This is a genomic window from Rhodoplanes azumiensis, assembly GCF_042682915.1.
Classification (GTDB): Bacteria; Pseudomonadota; Alphaproteobacteria; order Rhizobiales; family Xanthobacteraceae; genus Rhodoplanes; species Rhodoplanes azumiensis.
In genome coordinates, this window is sequence record NZ_JBHUIW010000003.1 from 63200 (window position 1) to 80396 (window position 17197).

The following is a 17197-nucleotide window of genomic DNA, read 5'->3' on the forward strand; positions in this document are numbered from 1 at the left end:
GCGCCCACCCTGCAAGGTCTTCAAAAATCCTTCAGCAGCCGCTCGATGTAGTCGAGCTCGACGGGCGGCCGCAGCGGGTCGGCGAAGCGCCGGCGCAGCTCCTCGAGAATCCGCCGCGCGCGCTGCACGTCGATCTCGCCCGGCACCTTGACCGTGGTGTCGTCGCCGTAGTCGCGGCCGCGCAGCGGCCGGCCGAGCGGGTCGGTGTCCTGCTGGGCGCGGGCCTGGCCGCGGCCGGGCTGGCCGGGGCCCGGCCCTTGGCCCATCTGCTGCTGGAGCTGCTGGGCGAGCCCCTGGGCGCCTTTGCGCAGCGCGTCGAGGGCGCGGCCCTGGCTGTCGACGGCGCCGTCGGCATTGCCCTGGCCGAGCTCGCCGGTGGCGTCGCCCATCGACTCCTCGGCGCGGCCGAACGGATCGCCGCCCGGCTGGTCGCCGCCTTGCTCGCCCTTGCCGTCCTGCGGCTGACCGAAGCCCTTCTGCTTGAGCTGCTCCATCAGCTTCTTGAGCTGGTCGCGCAGCGCCTGCTGGTTCTGCTGGAGCTGGCTGTAGTCGCTGGGATCGCCCGGCTGCTCGCCTTCCGGCGGCTGGCCGCGGCGGCCGCGCTGGCCCCGCTGCCCGCGCTGGTCCTGCCCCTGCTGGAAGGTGCGGTCGCGCAGCTGCTGCTGCTTGCGGATCATGTCGCCGAGCTCGTCCAGCGCCTGCATCATCTCGTCGTCCATGTCGCCCTGCTGGCCGGGGCGGGCCATCTGCAGGTTCTCCATCATGGACTGGAGCTGGTCGAGCAGGGCGCGGGCGGCGTCGCGGGCGCCGGAGCGGGCGAGCTGCTCGAGCCGGTCGAGCATGCTCTGCAGATCCTGCGAGCGAAGCTCTCGCGTGTTGCGGTCGAGCGGACGCGCCATCTGCGGGTTCTTGCGGAGCTCCTCGGCCAGCGCCTGCATGAACTGCTGCATGGCGGCGCGCAGCTCCTCCATCAGCTTCTTGATCTCCTCCTCGCTGGCGCCGCGCTCCAGCGCTTGGCGCAGCGCGTCTTGCGCGTTGCGCAGCCGTTGCTCGGCGTCAGAGACGGTCCCGTCCTCGATCTGGGTCGCCATCGCCCACAGCTCGCGCACGACGTCGCGCAGCTGCTCGTCGCTCTCGGCACGCACCAGCGTGTAGAAGATCGAGCGGAGACCGACATAGGTTCCAGCCTCGGGCGTGAAGCGATCGGGCGCGATGGCGAGCGCGTCGAGCGCCACCGCGACGGTGTCGCGGCGGTCCGCGTCGAGCGCCAGCATGCGGCGCTGCTCGATCAGGGCGCGGGCGAGCGGCTTGACGAACAGCCGCTCCGGCAGGCGCAGGTCGACGGGCGCGCTGCGGCCTTCGTTGCCGGCCTCGTCCTTGGCCGTAAGGGTGAGCGTCACCTCGGCGCCGGCCCACGGATTCTCGGTGAGATCCTTGGTGGTCTGGCCGACGCCCGAGCGGGTGCGGGCCTGCGGCAGCGACAAGGTGGTCTCGGGCGGGTCGAACAGCGGCCGCGGGGTCGCCGCGGGCTGGCCGGGGTCGCCGGGCTGCGCCGCCGACGGCTTCGCGGCGACGGTGGCGCGCGCCTCGACCACCCCGTAGTCGTCGTCGACCTTGTAGGTGAGCTGGAGGGCGCCGCGCGCCTGCGGCTCCGGATCCTTGGTCAGCGCGATGGTCGGCGCCCGGTCGGGGGTCGCGACGAAGCTCCAGGCGAGATCGTGGCCGGTGCCCCGCACGGTCGCGGTGCCGCGCTCCTTCACGGTGAAGCGCCGCTCCTCGGCGCCGGCCGGGGGCTTGAGGGCGGCGTCGGGCGCCACCTCGACCAGCCCGCCCGTCACCGAGACGTCGAGCCCGGACTGGCCGCTCGCCCGGATCACCAGGACGCTGCCGGCCGGCACCGTCACGGCGGCCGGGATGCCGGCATGGGCCGTCTCGCCCGGGCGGACGCCGGGCAGGATCACGGGCGCCCGCCCCGTATAGACGGGCGGCGACACCCAGGCGTCGAGCCGGAAGTTCGACGGGACGACCGCGCTGTGCCAGTCGAAGGCGGCGGCGATCCGCCGCATTCGGTCGCCGCCGGCCGAGACGAACGACACGGCGACGAGCAGCAGCACCAGCATGCGCACCGCGACCGGGTCGCGGGCGGCGAGCCGCGGCGCCGGCAGCCCGACCTTCAGGGCGCGGGCGGTGGCGAGCGAACGCTCGACATGGGCGCGCCACAGCGCCAGCGCCCAGGGATCCTCGGACGGAGTGGCGATGCTGTCGGTCGCGGCGGTCGCCGGGCGGTGGGCGAGGCCCGAATCGCGATCGAGCCGGGCGAGGCCGGTCGTCCGGCCCGGGAAGCGCAGCAGCACCAGCGGCACCAGGGCGGCGATCAGCAGGCCCGCGAAGGCGAGGAGCCCGATCGCCCGCCCGGCCGGCGGCAGCCACAGCCACAGGCCGAGCCAGGAGGCGGCTACGAAGCCGCCCAGGACGGTCGCGACGAGGGCGAGGTCCGGCCACAGGCGCTCCCAGAACACCACCCAGCGGGCCCGCATCAGAGCGGTGCCGAGCACGTCGGCGGCGGGCGACGACGGCGATGTGAGCGTGTTGGACGCGAGCTTGTCGGGCGCGGCCTTGTAGGGCGCGGGCTTTTCGGGGGCGCGGGTCTGGTCGCTCAAGCGGCTCTCCGGGGGTGTCGCCTTCCGGCTATAACACGCGACGGTCGTTCCTGGCACGCCGGCACGGCCGAAATGCGTCCGCCCCGGCGGCCGATCACGCCATTGTCAGGCTTTGCCGAAGCTCAGTCAGGCAAGTTCCGGGCCGAGGGGGGGGGTATCATTGCGCGTCCTCCGGGCCGCCTGCCCAGGGTTCCTAAAATCGTTACGACTTACGTAAAGTGTAATTCCGGTGTACGGTCATGATCGTCAGCTACCGTGACGAGCGGACCAGACGGTTCGCCGAGGGCGAGCATGTGAAGCAGTTTTCGGGATTTGCCCGACAAGCCGAGATCAGGCTCGACCGCTTGGACGCCGCGGCAGCGCTGAGCGATCTCGCGGCCCTTCCGGGGAACCGGCTCGAAGCCCTGAAGGGCGACTGAAAAGGTCAGTACAGTATCCGGATCAACGACCAATGGCGCATCTGCTTCGCGTGGCCGGAGGGGTCGCCTGGCCCGATCGAAGTCGAGATCGTCGACTATCATTACGAAGTCCAATGGCACGCACCGCCATCCACCCGGGCGAGCATCTCGCCGAAGAGCTGTCCGGGCTCGGGATCTCGGCTGCGGAGCTGGCGCGTCAGCTCGACGTGCCGGTGAACCGCATTACCGGAATCATCAACGGCCAGCGCGGAATCACGGCCGATACGGCGCTGCGGCTCGGTCACTGGTTCGGCACCAGTCCGGAATTCTGGCTCAATCTGCAGGCGCTCTACGAGCTGCGTCTGGCCAGGCGCGAGATCGGCGATCGACTCGGCGGAATGCCGACGCTCGCCGATCGCACGAAACTGTCCGGCGGGGTCTCCGCGAAGTGACGCATATCCGCTGTGAGAACGTCGCCGTTCGACGTCACAACCACCCCGGCATCCGGTCCAGACCGATGATGTCGTCGATCGACGGGCGCGGGCGGACCACGGCCCAGTCGGCGCCGTTCACCAGCACCTCCGGGACGAGCGGGCGGGTGTTGTAGGTGCCGGCCTGCACGGCCCCGTAGGCGCCGGCCGACATCACGGCGATCAGGTCGCCCGGCTGCGGCTCGGGCAGGGTGCGGTCGAGCGCCAGGAAGTCGCCGGACTCGCACACCGGGCCGACCACGTCGGCGACGATCTCCGCCGCTCCCGCGGCCGGGACGACCACCGGACGCAGCGCGTGAAACGCGTCGTAGAGGGTCGGGCGGACCAGGTCGTTCATGGCGGCGTCGACGATCACGAAGGTCTTCGCCTCGCCGCGCTTCACGTAGATCACCCGGGTCACCAGGATGCCGGCATTGCCGACCAGGAGCCGGCCCGGCTCGAACAGCAGCCGGCAGCCGAGATCGCGGGTCGCCTCCTTCACCACGGCCGCATAGGCCTCGGGGTGCGGCGGCTCGTCGTCGCTCTCGTCGTAGGGAATGCCGAGCCCGCCGCCGAAGTCGATATGCGTGATGGCGTGGCCGTCGGCCCGCAGCATGCGGACGAAGTCGGCGAGCAGCGCGAAGGCGTCGCGGAACGGCCCGAGCGCCGTGATCTGGCTGCCGATATGCATGTCGACGCCCTCGACCGTCACGCCGGGGAGGGCGGCCGCACGCGCATAGACCGCGCGGGCGCGAGAAATCGGGATGCCGAACTTGTTCTCCGCCTTGCCGGTCGAGATCTTCTCGTGGGTGCCGGCGTCGACGTCCGGGTTGACGCGCAGCGAGATGCCGGCCCGCTTGCCCCGCGCCGCGGCGATCGCGGACAAGAGCTCCAGCTCGGGCTCGGACTCGACGTTGACGCACAGGATGCCGGTGTCGACGGCGAGCGCCAGCTCGTCGGCCGTCTTGCCGACGCCCGAGAACATGATCCGCTCCGGCGGGATGCCGGCGGCCAGCGCGCGCTTGAGCTCGCCGCCCGAGACCACGTCGGCGCCGGCGCCGAGCGCCGCCAGCGTGCGGATCACGGCCTGGTTGGAGTTCGCCTTCATGGCGTAGCAGATCGTCGCCGGCACGTCGGAAAAGGCCTCGGCGAACACCCGGTAATGCCGGGTCAGCGTGGCGGTCGAATAGCAGTAGAACGGCGTTCCGACCGCCTCGGCGACGCGGACGAGATCGACCGCCTCGGCGTGCAGCACGCCGTCGCGATACTGGAAATGGTGCATGGGCGCCTCGGACGGGAGCGGGGTCGGCGCGGCATGACGTCGTCGCGCCGCTCCGGTCGGCCGGAGCGGGTCTCGCGACGTGCAGGCGCAACGGCAGCGTTTAGGCCAAAGCCGCTCAGTTGAGAAGCGGGTCGAGCGGGAACTTGCGGTCCTTCGCCGGCGGCAGCGTCATCGGCTGCTGCGGCGGATTGAGATCGGGCACCATGGTCGGTGAGCGCCAGCCCTGCTGCTGCTCGGCCGGTGCGGCCGGCGCGGCCTGGGCCGAGGGCGGCGGCTCGAGCGCGCCCTTGCGGCCGCACCCGGCGACGCCGAGCGCTCCGACCATGGCCACGACCGTCAGAACCCTGATCACGCGCGTGCGACTCACGAGCCTGTCGCCCCCCATCGAACCCACTCCGTGCGACGAGCCGTCCATCCGGCGCGGAAACGCCCGCGCACCGGCGGACGCCGGTCACGATGGCCGACCCTACAGCATGTGGAGGCGAAATTCGGGCCTTTTCGGGAGGCCGATGTGCTTTTCGCCGCGACCGTGTGATCCTTGCATCACGGTGTTCCGCCGACCCGATCGGTCGGCGGGAGCCGACCCCCGCCGACCGATCAGCTCCGCGGGCCGGCCGCGGACCACTCCGGGTGCCGGCCTCGCCGTGTCCGGGGCCGGCTCACGCCGTCGCGTCGGCGTCCAGCCGGGCGAGCCAGCCTTCGGCCTGCGCCCGGACATTGTCCGGCGCCGTGCCGCCGTAGCTCGCGCGGCTCTTCACCGCGGCATCGACGGTCAGCACCTCGAACACGGCCGCCGTGATCCGCGGCTCCACCGCCTGCAGGGCCTCGAGCGGCAGTTCGGCGATGTCGACGCCGGCCTTCTCGGCCGCCTGGACGATCCGGCCGGTGACGTGGTGGGCGTCGCGGAACGGCATGCCGAGCACCCGCACCAGCCAGTCGGCCAGATCGGTCGCGGTGGCGTAGCCGCTGCCGGCGGCGGCCCGCATGCGCGCCGTGTCGGGCGTCATGTCGCGCACCATGCCGGCCATGGCGACGAGCGACAATTCGAGCGCCGCGATCGCGTCCATGGCGCCTTCCTTGTCCTCCTGCATGTCCTTCTGATAGGCGAGCGGCAGCCCCTTCATCACCATCAGCAGCGCCGTAAGCGAGCCGCAGACGCGGCCGGTCTTGGCCCGCACCAGCTCGGCGGCGTCGGGGTTGCGCTTCTGCGGCATGATCGACGAGCCGGTCGTGAACGCATCGGTGAGCTTCAGGAAGCCGACCAGCGGCGACGTCCAGATCACGATCTCCTCGGCGAAACGGGAGAGGTGCACGGACGCGATCGCCGCGGCCGCGAGCGTCTCGAGAACAAAATCGCGGTCGGAGACGGCATCCAGGGAGTTCGCGGTGGGGCGCGCAAATCCGAGCGCCGCCGCGGTCTTGTGTCGATCGAGCGGGAACGACGTGCCGGCGAGGGCCGCGGAGCCGAGCGGGCATTCGTTCAGCCGCGCCCGCGCGTCGGCGAAGCGGCCGCGGTCGCGGCCGGCCATCTCGACATAGGCGAGCAGGTGGTGGCCGAACGTGACCGGCTGCGCGGTCTGCAGATGGGTGAAGCCCGGCATCACGGTTCCGGCATGCGCCAGCGCCTTCTCGGCGAGCGCCCGCTGATAGTCGGCGAGCAGCGCGTCGATGCCGTCGATCGCGTCGCGCACCCACAGCTTGAAGTCGGTCGCCACCTGGTCGTTGCGCGAGCGCGCCGTGTGCAGGCGGCCCGCCGGCGCGCCGATCAGCGTCTTCAGCCGCGCCTCGACGTTCATGTGGATGTCTTCGAGCGCGCGGGAGAATTCGAACGTGCCGGCCTCGATCTCGGCCAGTACGGCGTCGAGCCCGCTTGCGATGGCGGTGGCATCGGCCGCCGAAATGATGCCCTGATCTGCGAGCATTCCCGCATGCGCCTTGCTCGCGGCGATGTCCTGCCGGTACAGCGCGCGGTCGAAGTCGATCGAGGCGTTGATCTCGGCCATGATCGCGGCAGGCTCGCTTTCGAACCGGCCACCCCACATCGTGTTGCTCATCCCGCGTCCCTGAAGTGTCCGACCCGACAGTGTCCGAGGCAGTGTTCGCCCCATGGCCGATGATCCCGAGACGACCCCGCCCGAGACCGTGACCGCCGCCGCGCCGCGCCGGTCGCGGCGGGCGACGCTCGTCGTCCTCGCGCTCGGCGCCGCCGTGGCGGTCGGTGCCGGGGCGGTATACGGCCTGTCGGGTTTGGGACGCAATCCGCAGGCGGCAGCCTGCGGCCCGGCGCTCGACCTCGCCAAGCGCCTCGCGCCGCTCGCCAAGGGCGAGGTCGCGGCCGTGGCGGTCGCCGACACGCCGCGCCCCCTGCAGCACCTCGCCTTCACGGACGGGATGGGGACGCAGCGGACGCTCGCCGACTGGCGGGGCCGCACCGTGCTCCTCAACCTGTGGGCGACCTGGTGCGTGCCCTGCCGCAAGGAGATGCCGGCGCTCGACGCCCTTCAGCGCCAGGCCGGAAGCGACAGGTTCGAGGTGGTGGCCGTCAATGTCGACACCCGCAACCCCGACAAGCCGCGCGCCTGGCTGAAGGAGGTCGGGATCGACGGGCTCGCCTATTACGCCGATCCGAGCGGCAAGGTCTTGCGCGAGCTCGGTGCCTTCGGCCTGCCGGCGACCGTGCTGGTCGATCCGACGGGCTGCGCCGTGGCGACGCTGGCCGGACCCGCCGAATGGGCGAGCCCCGACGCGCTCGCCCTGGTGAAGGCCGCGCTGGCGCGGTGATGCTCTCGCCCGCCGCGTGCCGGTGGCCCGTTTCGGTCCGTCAGTAGACCAGCACGGGTGCCTTGCCGATCAGGCTGCGGTCGTCGATCTGGCGGACCAGGAAGTCGGCCACGTCCTCGCGCGAGACGAGCCCGTTGCGCCACTCCTTCTTGTCGACGAGAACGCGGTACTCGCGCGTCTTGTGGCCGTTGGTCAGCACCCCGGGGCGGGCGATCGTCCAGTCGAGCCCGCTCTCCTTGATCAGCTTCTCCTGCCGGCTCTTGTCGTCGTAGGCGCGGCCGAAGACCAGGACGAAGGGGCCGTACTGGAGCAGGTTGATGCTGCTGCGGCTCTCGCCCGCCCCGAAGCCGGTGACGGCGATCAGCCGCCGCACCCCGTGCGCCTGCATCGCCGCGATCAGGTGGCGGGTCGAGTCGGAGAACAGGCGGACCGGCCCGATCATGTCGCCGAGCCCGATGCCGAGCGTCTGGATCACCACGTCGACCCCGTCGACCGCGGCGTCCAGGTCGGCGGCCTTCAGGGCGTTGCCCTTGACGATCTCGAGGCGTGGATCGGCCTTGATCCGCGGGGCCGAGCGGGCGAACGCCCGGACCTGGTGTCCGGCGGCGAGCGCCTGAAGCGTGGTTTCGAAACCGATGCCCTTGGAGGCACCGACGATCAGGACACGAGCCATCCCAGAAAATCCTTTGTGGACGCGACGGACCGGGCCGGGCGTCGAATTGGTCGACAACGGCGAACGAACGGGGAGGGCGGTCGGATCACACCGAGGCGCGATTGCCGGCGAAAGCCGGCCCGATCCCGGGCCGCGGCCGCGATGGCCGGAGGCCCGTCACCCGTTTCGGGCCTCCTATCGCACAGATCGCGTGACGGGACCACGATCGTGCTGCGCGTCCCGCGCGAACCCCGGGGCGGACGAAAAATGCATGTCTCGAAACGGGATCGAACATATGGGCCGCGTCGCTTCGCCGCGTCCCGGCTCGTCCACGGCGCCGAGGTGCGCCTCGGCCGCGACCTAGACGAAGATGTCGAGCGCGCGGCCGACGCCGGCCGCGACATTGGCGAGGCGCTCGCCGTTGTCGGCGGCCGCCTGCACCATGTCGGCGATGTCCTTCTCCTGCTGGGCGTTGACCTTCATCATCTTCGCCGTCATGGCGATCTGCGTCTCGCCGGCCTGTGCGCCGACGGCGGCGCCCGCGACTGCCGTGGTGTTCATCGCGTCCCTGCCTTCTCGTTGTGGACGGCGTCGGCGTCGAGGCCGGAGCGCCGGATTTACGACCGCGCCGCTGTCAGGCCGTCATGTCGAGCTGGGACTTGGCGATCTTGGCCTGCAGCTCCGACTGGATCCGCACCGCCGCTCGCTTCGCGGCGATCTCGCCCATGCCCGAGCCGAGCGTGGTCGCCGTGTCGGCGAACGTGTAGCTGAACACGGCGAGGTTCGCCGTGACGTTGCTGTTGAACGCCTTCTGCTTGGCGCGCCAGTTGGTCATTTGCGCGTAAGCCGACGGCGTCGACACCCAGTTGAACTGCGACGAGACGATTCCCATCGGTCCGCTCCTCGGCGGGAATTTTAGAGCCCGGCCCGTTAACGAAGCGTCACCAGGCGCGCCAAGATCGCAGGGCGGGTCTTTTATTTCACCACGCCCGAGACGCAGCACGGGCGCTTGCGCGGCGCCGGAATGCGCGTCTTGAGGTAGCAGCGCGGCGTCGGGCCGACATAGCCGGCGCGCAGGAACGTCCAGGCGCGGCAGCGGCTCTCGCCTTCGCAGGCGGCCTTGCAGACAGGCCAGGAGGCGTCGGCGGCGAGATCGAGTGTCTGGTAGTCGCCGCCGGCCCGGTCGATGCCGATCTCGCCGCCGCCGTCGTTCGTCTCGGTGACGCCGGCGCCCTTGACGCCGGAGGCGCAGCATGGATCGGCCTTGGCGGTCTCCACCTGGGCCTTGAGGCGGCAGACGGCGCCGGCCTCCGCGGTCGGATAGGCGAAGCTCCAGGCGCGGCAGCGGGCGTCGCGCTCGCAACGCGCCGCGCAGGCGGCCGGATCGGCGCTACGCACCGGAAAGGTCGTGTAGGCGGCGCCGCCGCGGTCGAAGCCGACCTGGGCTTGCGCCGTGCTCCATCCCGTCGGCAGGGCGACGATGACGCCCACGAGGGGGACGATCGCGAGGGGGACGATCACGAGGAGAGCGAAGCGAGCCAGCAGGGACACCGGAGCGGAGCGGTGGGACTCGACCGACACTGTGCCTCGCGTCATCGTGGGTCGTCTCGTTTCGAGGACCGCCCGTGGACCAGACCATGGTCGGCGAGCTCTATCGCAAAATCCCACCTCCGAACAGGCGGAACCGGGCGCGGCGTTCGCCGCCCGCACGCCGCTCAGGCCGTGAGCGCCGTCACGGTCGCACCGAGCAGGGCGACCAGGTCGGCCGGCTTCAGCTCGACCTGCAGGCCGCGCCGGCCGCCGTTCAACACCACGGTCGGATGCACGGTCGCGTCCTGCTCTACGAACACCCGCACGCGTTTCCTTTGGCCGAAGGGCGAGATTCCTCCGACGTGATAGCCGGTGATGCGCTCGGCCTCGGCCGGTGGCAGCATCTCGGCGTGCTTGGCGCCGGCCGCGGCGGCGAGCTTCTTCAGCGAGACCTCGCGGTCGGACGGCAGCACGACGCAGACCGGCTCGCGGTCGGCACGCGCCATCAGCGTCTTGAGCACGCGCGCCGGCGCGAAGCCGAGCGCCTCGGCGGCCTGCAGGCCGATGCGCGGCGCGTCCGGATCGTAGTCGTACTCGTGCAGCGTGAAGGCGATCGCGGCCTTCTGCAGCGCCTGGACGGCCGGCGTTCCCTTCGCCATGGCGGTGGTCCCCGTCCGCGCTCGGTCCGATCAGTAGGCGTACTCGGCGAACACCGGGTCGACCGAGCCGCCCCAGGCGCCGTGGAACTTCTCCAGCAGCTCCTCGGCCGGCGTGCGGCCGCGCGCCACGATGTCCTCGAGCGGCGCGAGGAAGCGCGTCTCGTCGCGGCCCATCCAATCCTGCTTGTCGCGCCGGGCGAGGCCCGCGCGGGCGAGCCCCAGGGTCTCGCGCGCCAGGTCGAGCAGGGTGCGGCCGGCGATCGTCGCCTTGAAGCCGAGGCGCGGCACCTGGTCGCGCAAGCTCTGCCGCTCCTCGGCCGTCCAGCCCTTCACGATCTCCCAACACGCGTCGAGATTGGCGTCGTCGTAGAGGAGGCCGACCCAGAAGGCCGGCAGCGCCGGCAGGCTCCGCCACGGCACCGCGTCGGACCCGCGCATCTCGAGGTAGCGCTTGAGCCGCACCTCCGGGAAGATGGTCGAGATGTGGTTGGCCCAGTCGGAGAGCGTTGCGCGCTCGCCCGGCAGCGCGTCGAGCGTGCCGGCGAGCAGGTCGCGGAAGGACTTGCCGGCGACGTCGATGTAGCGGTCGCCGCGCTTGACGAAATACATCGGCACGTCGAGCGCGTAGTCGACCCAGCGCTCGTAGCCCATGCCGGGCTCGAACGCCCAGGGCAGCATGCCGGAGCGATCGGCGTCGGTGTCGCGCCAGATCTCCGAGCGGAACGACAGGAAGCCGTTCGGCTTTCCTTCGGTGAACGGCGAGTTGGCGAACAGCGCGGTGGCGACCGGCTGCAGCGCCAGCGAGACGCGCAGCTTCTTGACCATGTCGGCTTCCGAGGAGAAGTCGAGATTGGTCTGCACCGTGCAGGTCCGGTACATCATGTCGAGGCCGAGCCTGCCGACCTTCGGCATGTAGTTCGTCATGATGCGGTAGCGGCCCTTCGGCATCACGGCGATCTCGGTGCGGGTCCAGGTCGGCGCCATGCCCAGCCCGAGGAAGCCGATGCCGAGCGGCGCCGCCACCTCGCGCAGCTGGGCGAGATGCGCCTGCAGCTCCGAGCAGGTCTGGTGGATGGTCTGCTCGGGCGCGCCGGACAGCTCGAACTGGCCGCCGGGCTCCAGCGAGATCGCGCCGCCCTTGGTCACGTCGACGAGCCCGATGATGTGCTCGCCCTCCATGATCGGCTCCCAGCCGAGGATCATCTGCATGCCTTCGAGCAGCGCGCGGATTCCGCGCGGCCCCTCGTAGGGCAGCGGCTCGTGGCGGGCGATGGTGAACGGGAACTTCTCGTGCTCGGTGCCGATCCGGAACTTGTCCTTCGGCTTCTCGCCGGCCGCGAACCACGCGACGAGGTCGTCGCGCGACTGGAGCGGCGTCATATCGATCACGTCACGAGCCATGGAGCGGTCCGGTGGGGTTGGCGCGGCGACCTTACACACCCGGGGCGAAAGAGCAACGTGCCGGACCTGCTTCCATTTTCCGGCTTGCGGGACGGCCCTGTCCGGCGCCGCGGCGGTCCATCGGGCGGGTAACCGCATTTCCGGTCGAGAATTTTTCCGGCCCGAAACTTGTGCTAGACGAACCTGGTCGTGACGGAACGGCGAAAGCGGAGCGGCGAACCGACGTGGGGGTTGCGAGACAGGACCGGTCTAGGTCAATTCGGTCGGCGGCGGGCCGCCGCGCGACGGCGCGTCCGCGTCTGCCGGCGATCCTGCGGGTGGCCGCGATCGCGGCCGTGCCGCTGCTCGCCGGCTGCGCCCAGAATCTCGATCTCGGCATCCTCTACGCGGCGCCCGGCAAGTACGATTATCTGCGCTGCGAGGATCTGCCCGCCCGCCTCTCCACGGCGATCGGCCGCGAGAAGCAGCTCTCCGACCTGATCGCCCGCGCCAACCAGGAGCCGGGCGGACAGGTGGTCAGCTCGGCCGCCTACTCGGCCGACCTCGCGCAGGCGCGCGCCGAGCAGAAGATGCTGCGCCAGACCGCGGTCGACAAGAATTGCGGCTCGATCGAGCCGCCGGCCCCGGGCGCCGCACCGGCCGCCGCGCCGGCGACGCCGCCGGCCCGCACCCCGCCGCGGCGGTAGGTAGGCGCCGCGCGTCGGTGGCCGGGCCGTCGCGTCAGCCCGGCTTGCGGCTGAGCAGAAACACCGCCTGCTCGCCGAACAGGTTCCAGAACCACCAGGGGGCGTCGATCTTCAACGCCGTGCCCCACGGGTCGAGCGCCACGGCCTTCTCCATGCGGGCGCCGGTGAGCGCGCACATGTCGTTGAAGTCCTTGATCGTGCAGAAGTGGATGTTGGGCGTGTCGTACCACGTCTCGGGCAGGTTGGCGGTGCGCGGCATCCGCCCGTAGAGCAGGAGCTGCAGGCGGATGCGCCAGTGGCCGAAGTTCGGGAACGACACGATGGCGTGCCGGCCGATGCGCAGCATGTGCTCGATCACGTCGCGCGGCCGCCGCGTCGCCTGCAGGGTCTGGGACAGGATCACGTAGTCGAAGGCGTCGTCCGGATAGCTCGCGAGATCCGTGTCGGCGTCGCCCTGGATCACCGCGAGGCCCTTGGCGACGCACTCGTTGACGCCCTCGCGCGACAGCTCGATGCCGCGCCCGTCGACGCCGCGCGCCTCCAGGAGCCGCAGGAGCTCGCCGTCGCCGCAGCCGACGTCGAGGACGCGCGAGCCGGGCTCGACCATCTCGGACACGAGCAGAAGGTCGACGCGGGCCCCGCCGGGACCGCGGACGGTCTCGGCCATGGTGAGGTCGCGCGGCGCGCGGGACAGCATCACGGCATGAACCTCATACGATGTCCGGTTGATCGGTGCGCACTCGCGGCTGGCGGGGCTTCACCTCTCCCCGGCGGGGAGAGGTCGGATCTCGCGCAACGGCGCGAGATCCGGGTGAGGGGGTGCCGCGCTCACCAACTGGCGCCCTAACCCCTCACCCCGACGCGCAAGAGCGCGTCGACCCTCTCCCTCTGGGAGAGGGTAAGCACCGAGCCGATCGACATGGGTTTTTGTCACGTCGCGATCTCCTCACGTCACGATGCCGCGGGCGCGGCCGGCGGCGTCGAGGAAGCCGCGCACGATGGCGAACAGCTCCGGCTCGTCGAGCAGGAAGGCGTCGTGGCCCTTGTCGCTCTCGATCTCGGCGAACGAGACGCGCGCCCCGCCGGCGTTGAGCGCATGCACGACGGCGCGCGACTCGGCGCTGGGGAACAGCCAGTCCGACGTGAACGAGATCACGCAGAAGCGCGTGCGCGTGCCCCGGAAGGCGTTCGCCAGCACCCCGCCGTGGTCGCCGGCGAGATCGAAATAGTCCATCGCGCGGGTGAGATAGAGATAGCTGTTGGCGTCGAAGCGCTCGACGAAGGTCGAGCCCTGGTAGCGCAGATAGCTCTCCACCTCGAAGTCGGCCTCGAACGAGAAGGTCGGGTTGTCGCGGTCCTGGAACCGGCGGCCGAACTTCCGGTGCAGGGCCGTGTCGGACAGGTAGGTGATGTGCGCGCCCATGCGGGCGACCGACAGGCCGCGGCGCGGGCTGGTGCCCTCGACGAAGTACCGGCCGTTGCGCCACTCGGGATCCGCCATCACGGCCTGGCGGCCGACCTCGTGGAAGGCGATGTTCTGGGCCGAGTGGCGCGGCGCGGTCGCGATCGGCAGCGCCGAGAAGACGCGCTCCGGATAGCTCGCGCACCACTCCAGAACCTGCATGCCGCCCATCGAGCCGCCGACCGCGGCGAACAGCGACTCGATGCCGAGATGATCGAGCAGCATGGTCTGGGCCCGCACCATGTCCTTGATGGTGATGACCGGGAAGTCGAGCCCGTAGGGCTCGCCGGTCAGCGGGTTGGTGGAGGAGGGGCCGGACGAGCCCATGCAGCCGCCGACCACGTTGGAGCAGATGACGAAGTAGCGGTCGGTGTCGATCGGCCGGCCCGGGCCGACCATGATGTCCCACCAGCCGCCCTTGCCGGTCACCGGATGGACATTGGCGACATGCTGGTCGCCGGTGAGGGCGTGGCACACGAGGACGGCGTTGCTCTTGTCCTCGTTGAGGGTGCCGTAGGTCTGGTAGGCGACCTGGAACGGGGTGAGAGCGACGCCGCAGTCGAGCTGCAGCGGCCGGCGCTGGTCGAACACGGCGAGCTGCGAGCGCGGATGGTCGGCCTCGCGCACCAGCACGGGCAGCTTCTTGTCGGTCTTGATCTCGGCCTTGGCGGGGGTGGTGCTCATCGCGGTCGAAACCGGCCTCTCGTCGTGTCGCGGGGGCGACCATCGCGGGGGTGGAACCGCCCATGGTGGTCGGAAACCGGGCTTCGCACAACCGGCCTGCGACGCCCAGCGGGCGCCCGAGGGGCGACACGGGTGGGGCTTACATAGGGCGGGGCGGCGCCCTGTCAATGTTTTCTTTGCGTTCGCGCCGGCTGCAAATTATCAACCCCATCCGTGAGATGGGCGACAAGCTCGCGCCCCGGAGGCCGTCATGGAAGCCAGTTCCCCCGCGTCCCCGCCCGTCGCCGCCGCGGCCTCCACCGTCGCGTCGCCCGTGGTCTCGCTGCCGGCATTGCGGGCCGAGATCGACCGCATCGACGAGGCGATGCACCGGCTCCTGATGGAGCGCGGCGAGATCATCGCCCGGCTGATCGAGGTGAAGCGCACGGCCGAGACCGGCTCGGCGTTCCGGCCCGCCCGCGAGGCCGACATGATGCGCCGGCTGGTCGAGCGCCACCACGGCATCCTGCCGCTCGACACGGCCGAGAGCATTCTGCGCGTCATCATCGCGACCTTCACCTATGTCCAGGCGCCGTACCGGGTGCATGCCGATCTCTCCACCGGCGAGGCGGCGATGCGCGACAGCGCCCGGTTCCATTTCGGCTTCACGGTGCCGTTCGAGGGCCATCTCGGGGTGCCGGGGGTGTTCCGGGCGCTCGACGGGGCGCATGGCGACCTCGGCCTCGTCCCGGCGACGAGCCCGTCCGGCGGCGCCTGGTGGACGGCGCTGGAAGCGCCCGATGCCCCGAAGATCATCGCCCGGCTGCCCTTCGTCGAGCGCGCCGACCACCCGGCGGGCCTGCCGGTCTTCGCCGTCGCCCGGCCGCATCCGGACGCTCTCGTCACCGAGGTCCGGCTCTACAGCGTGCGGGTGTCGGGCTGGAGCCTCAAGGCGGCGCAGGCGGCCGGCATGCTCGCCGAGGTTGTGGCGGTGCCGGACGGTGCCTTCGACGGGGCGGCCCTGCTCGTCTCGGTGCCGGCCGGCCGCACCCTCGAGGAGGTGACGGCGGCCCTGATCGGAGCGGGAGCCTCGGTCCGCGCCCAGGCCATGGTCGGCGGCCACGCGACCCGCTATACCGTCTCGGCGGACGGCGCCCTGGTTCCGACCGGGCACTGACGTCCGCCGCAGTCCGATACGCCGTGCCCGCGCAGGCGGGCATCCACGCGCTTTCCGCCCTCGCACGCCCGCCCTGGCACACCCGCCGTCGCAGGATCGCCGCCGCAGGACCGAAGACGTGGATGGCCGGGACGAGCCCGGTCATGACGGAAGAAAGAACCGTGCATTCTGCCGAAGGTCTTGTGATGTCCAACGTTCGTCCGCAGCCGCGTCCCGGTGTCCTGTCGATTTCCGCCTACGTCCCCGGCAAGAGCGGCGCCCCCGGCGTCGCCAAGGTGTTCAAGCTCTCCTCGAACGAGTCGCCGCTCGGCCCGAGCCCGAAGGCGATCGAGGCCTACAAGAGCGTCGCCGCGCATCTCGAGGACTATCCGGACGGCGCGTCGACGAGGCTGCGCGAGGCGATCGGCGCCGTCTACGGGCTCGATCCGGACCGCATCGTCTGCGGCGCCGGCTCGGACGACCTCCTCAACCTGATCGCGCGGGCCTATCTCGCCGACGGCGACGAGGCGATCCACTCGCAATACGGCTTCCTGGTCTACCCGATCGCCACCATGGGGACGGGCGCCAAGCCCGTCTCGGTGCCGGAGAAGAACCTGACCACCGACGTCGACGGGATCCTCGCCGCCGTGACGCCGCGCACCAAGGTGATCTTCCTCGCCAACCCGAACAACCCGACCGGCACCTACATCCCCTATGACGAGGTCAAGCGGCTGCATCGCGGCCTGCGCCCCGACATCCTGCTCGTCCTCGACGCGGCCTATGCCGAGTATGTGAGCCGCAACGACTACTCGACCGGGCTCGAGCTCGTCGCCGAGAGCGAGAACGTCGTGATGTGCCGGACCTTCTCGAAGATCTACGCGCTCGCCGGGCTGCGGCTCGGCTGGATGTATGGGCCGGCCCACATCGTCGACGCCGTCAACCGGGTGCGCGGGCCGTTCAACGTCGGTGCTCCGGCGATCGAGGCCGGCATCGCGGCCGTGCGGGACGCCGAGCATGTCGAGCGCTCGCGCGCCCACAACGACCGCTGGCTGCCGTGGCTCAGCGAGGAGATCGCCAAGCTCGGGCTGACGGTGACGCCGAGCGTCGGCAACTTCTTCCTGATCCACTTCCCGGCGCAGGGCGGCAAAACCGCGCAGGCGGCCGACTCCTTCCTGACCAGCCGCGGCCTGGTGCTGCGCTCGGTGGCGAGCTACGGCCTGCCCAACGCGCTGCGCATGAGCATCGGCTCCGAGGAGGCCAACCGCCTCGTCGTCGCCGCGCTCGCCGAGTTCATGGCGGGGTAGGCTTTCGTCCTCCGCGGCAAGGCGCCGGCGGCGCTGCCGCCGAAACGAGACTCGTCATGCACGGCCTCGTGCCCGGCATCCACGTCGTTCCGG

Annotated in this window: 17 protein-coding genes and 1 pseudogene; 6 read left to right on the forward strand and 12 right to left on the reverse strand. The window is 71.0% G+C overall.

What is annotated here, in order from left to right; genetic code table 11:
- Positions 1-20 precede the first annotated feature (20 nt).
- On the reverse strand, positions 21-2660 hold the full coding sequence (locus ACFSOX_RS03895) for a TIGR02302 family protein (protein WP_378476476.1): 2640 nt from the start codon (positions 2658-2660) through the stop codon (positions 21-23).
- 239 nt (positions 2661-2899) lie between these two features.
- Here ACFSOX_RS03895 and ACFSOX_RS03900 point away from each other — a divergent pair.
- Together ACFSOX_RS03900 and ACFSOX_RS03905 are read left to right on the forward strand one after the other, a co-directional pair.
- Positions 2900-3181, forward strand: a pseudogene (locus ACFSOX_RS03900) (type II toxin-antitoxin system RelE/ParE family toxin); the annotation flags it as partial.
- A gap of 11 nt (positions 3182-3192) precedes the next feature.
- The gene (locus ACFSOX_RS03905; protein WP_378476477.1) at positions 3193-3510 is read left to right on the forward strand and encodes a HigA family addiction module antitoxin; all 318 of its coding nucleotides are present in this window, start codon (positions 3193-3195) and stop codon (positions 3508-3510) included.
- A 34-nt stretch (positions 3511-3544) separates the two neighbouring features.
- On the opposite strand, the gene lysA is transcribed toward ACFSOX_RS03905, so the two are convergent.
- The 3 genes from lysA to argH all read right to left on the reverse strand — a co-directional run bounded on the left by lysA (position 3545) and on the right by argH (position 6864).
- Complete coding sequence (gene lysA / locus ACFSOX_RS03910; RefSeq protein WP_378476478.1) at positions 3545-4810, reverse strand: diaminopimelate decarboxylase; 1266 nt, start codon at positions 4808-4810, stop codon at positions 3545-3547.
- Between the two features lie 115 nt (positions 4811-4925).
- A complete protein-coding gene (gene lptM / locus ACFSOX_RS03915; protein ID WP_378476479.1) occupies positions 4926-5177 on the reverse strand; it encodes an LPS translocon maturation chaperone LptM in 252 nt (83 codons plus the stop codon).
- A gap of 292 nt (positions 5178-5469) precedes the next feature.
- Positions 5470-6864 (reverse strand): argininosuccinate lyase, encoded by a 1395-nt coding sequence (argH, locus tag ACFSOX_RS03920; RefSeq protein ID WP_378476480.1) that lies wholly within the window; start codon positions 6862-6864, stop codon positions 5470-5472.
- A gap of 52 nt (positions 6865-6916) precedes the next feature.
- Here argH and tlpA point away from each other — a divergent pair, with 52 nt between their 5' ends.
- Positions 6917-7591, forward strand: a complete 675-nt coding sequence (gene tlpA, locus ACFSOX_RS03925; protein WP_378476481.1) for a thiol:disulfide interchange protein TlpA — start codon at positions 6917-6919, stop codon at positions 7589-7591.
- Between the two features lie 40 nt (positions 7592-7631).
- Here tlpA and ACFSOX_RS03930 read toward each other — a convergent pair whose 3' ends face one another.
- The 6 genes from ACFSOX_RS03930 to ACFSOX_RS03955 form a co-directional block, all read right to left on the reverse strand.
- The gene (locus ACFSOX_RS03930) at positions 7632-8264 is read right to left on the reverse strand and encodes an NAD(P)-dependent oxidoreductase (RefSeq protein ID WP_378476482.1); all 633 of its coding nucleotides are present in this window, start codon (positions 8262-8264) and stop codon (positions 7632-7634) included.
- A 339-nt stretch (positions 8265-8603) separates the two neighbouring features.
- Complete coding sequence (locus tag ACFSOX_RS03935) at positions 8604-8804, reverse strand: hypothetical protein (RefSeq protein ID WP_378476483.1); 201 nt, start codon at positions 8802-8804, stop codon at positions 8604-8606.
- 73 nt (positions 8805-8877) lie between these two features.
- On the reverse strand, positions 8878-9135 hold the full coding sequence (locus ACFSOX_RS03940; RefSeq protein ID WP_378476484.1) for a hypothetical protein: 258 nt from the start codon (positions 9133-9135) through the stop codon (positions 8878-8880).
- 83 nt (positions 9136-9218) lie between these two features.
- Entirely contained in the window at positions 9219-9839 is a 621-nt protein-coding gene (locus tag ACFSOX_RS03945) for a PAN domain-containing protein (RefSeq protein WP_378476485.1), read from the reverse strand.
- Positions 9840-9958: 119 nt separating this feature from the next.
- Positions 9959-10432, reverse strand: a complete 474-nt coding sequence (gene ybaK, locus ACFSOX_RS03950; RefSeq protein ID WP_378476486.1) for a Cys-tRNA(Pro) deacylase — start codon at positions 10430-10432, stop codon at positions 9959-9961.
- A 30-nt stretch (positions 10433-10462) separates the two neighbouring features.
- Positions 10463-11833, reverse strand: coding sequence for a glutamate--cysteine ligase (locus ACFSOX_RS03955; protein WP_378476487.1), 1371 nt, complete (start codon positions 11831-11833; stop codon positions 10463-10465).
- A gap of 317 nt (positions 11834-12150) precedes the next feature.
- Between ACFSOX_RS03955 and ACFSOX_RS03960 the strand changes: the two genes are divergently transcribed.
- Complete coding sequence (locus ACFSOX_RS03960; RefSeq protein WP_378476488.1) at positions 12151-12519, forward strand: hypothetical protein; 369 nt, start codon at positions 12151-12153, stop codon at positions 12517-12519.
- A 34-nt stretch (positions 12520-12553) separates the two neighbouring features.
- Here the strand turns inward: ACFSOX_RS03960 and metW are convergent, their stop codons facing one another.
- Positions 12554-13186: a methionine biosynthesis protein MetW gene (gene metW / locus ACFSOX_RS03965; protein WP_378476718.1), complete on the reverse strand. Its 633-nt coding sequence runs from the start codon at positions 13184-13186 to the stop codon at positions 12554-12556.
- 279 nt (positions 13187-13465) lie between these two features.
- Complete coding sequence (gene metX / locus ACFSOX_RS03970; RefSeq protein ID WP_378476489.1) at positions 13466-14665, reverse strand: homoserine O-acetyltransferase MetX; 1200 nt, start codon at positions 14663-14665, stop codon at positions 13466-13468.
- A 250-nt stretch (positions 14666-14915) separates the two neighbouring features.
- Between metX and ACFSOX_RS03975 the strand changes: the two genes are divergently transcribed.
- Together ACFSOX_RS03975 and hisC are read left to right on the forward strand one after the other, a co-directional pair.
- On the forward strand, positions 14916-15821 hold the full coding sequence (locus ACFSOX_RS03975; RefSeq protein WP_378476490.1) for a chorismate mutase: 906 nt from the start codon (positions 14916-14918) through the stop codon (positions 15819-15821).
- A 185-nt stretch (positions 15822-16006) separates the two neighbouring features.
- Complete coding sequence (gene hisC, locus ACFSOX_RS03980; RefSeq protein WP_378476491.1) at positions 16007-17104, forward strand: histidinol-phosphate transaminase; 1098 nt, start codon at positions 16007-16009, stop codon at positions 17102-17104.
- Positions 17105-17197 lie beyond the last annotated feature (93 nt).

What these genes read in the sequence shown, in the direction of transcription:
- ACFSOX_RS03975 (WP_378476490.1), top strand. Translation starts at nt 14,916, where the DNA reads ATGGAAGCCAGTTCCCCCGCGTCCCCGCCCGTCGCCGCCGCGGCCTCC.
- ACFSOX_RS03905 (WP_378476477.1), top strand. Translation starts at nt 3,193, where the DNA reads ATGGCACGCACCGCCATCCACCCGGGCGAGCATCTCGCCGAAGAGCTG.
- hisC (WP_378476491.1), top strand. Translation starts at nt 16,007, where the DNA reads ATGTCCAACGTTCGTCCGCAGCCGCGTCCCGGTGTCCTGTCGATTTCC.
- metX (WP_378476489.1), bottom strand. Translation starts at nt 14,665, where the DNA reads ATGAGCACCACCCCCGCCAAGGCCGAGATCAAGACCGACAAGAAGCTG.
- tlpA (WP_378476481.1), top strand. Translation starts at nt 6,917, where the DNA reads ATGGCCGATGATCCCGAGACGACCCCGCCCGAGACCGTGACCGCCGCC.
- ACFSOX_RS03940 (WP_378476484.1), bottom strand. Translation starts at nt 9,135, where the DNA reads ATGGGAATCGTCTCGTCGCAGTTCAACTGGGTGTCGACGCCGTCGGCT.
- lysA (WP_378476478.1), bottom strand. Translation starts at nt 4,810, where the DNA reads ATGCACCATTTCCAGTATCGCGACGGCGTGCTGCACGCCGAGGCGGTC.
- ACFSOX_RS03930 (WP_378476482.1), bottom strand. Translation starts at nt 8,264, where the DNA reads ATGGCTCGTGTCCTGATCGTCGGTGCCTCCAAGGGCATCGGTTTCGAA.
- metW (WP_378476718.1), bottom strand. Translation starts at nt 13,186, where the DNA reads ATGGCCGAGACCGTCCGCGGTCCCGGCGGGGCCCGCGTCGACCTTCTG.
- ACFSOX_RS03955 (WP_378476487.1), bottom strand. Translation starts at nt 11,833, where the DNA reads ATGGCTCGTGACGTGATCGATATGACGCCGCTCCAGTCGCGCGACGAC.
- ACFSOX_RS03945 (WP_378476485.1), bottom strand. Translation starts at nt 9,839, where the DNA reads ATGACGCGAGGCACAGTGTCGGTCGAGTCCCACCGCTCCGCTCCGGTG.
- ybaK (WP_378476486.1), bottom strand. Translation starts at nt 10,432, where the DNA reads ATGGCGAAGGGAACGCCGGCCGTCCAGGCGCTGCAGAAGGCCGCGATC.
- ACFSOX_RS03935 (WP_378476483.1), bottom strand. Translation starts at nt 8,804, where the DNA reads ATGAACACCACGGCAGTCGCGGGCGCCGCCGTCGGCGCACAGGCCGGC.
- argH (WP_378476480.1), bottom strand. Translation starts at nt 6,864, where the DNA reads ATGAGCAACACGATGTGGGGTGGCCGGTTCGAAAGCGAGCCTGCCGCG.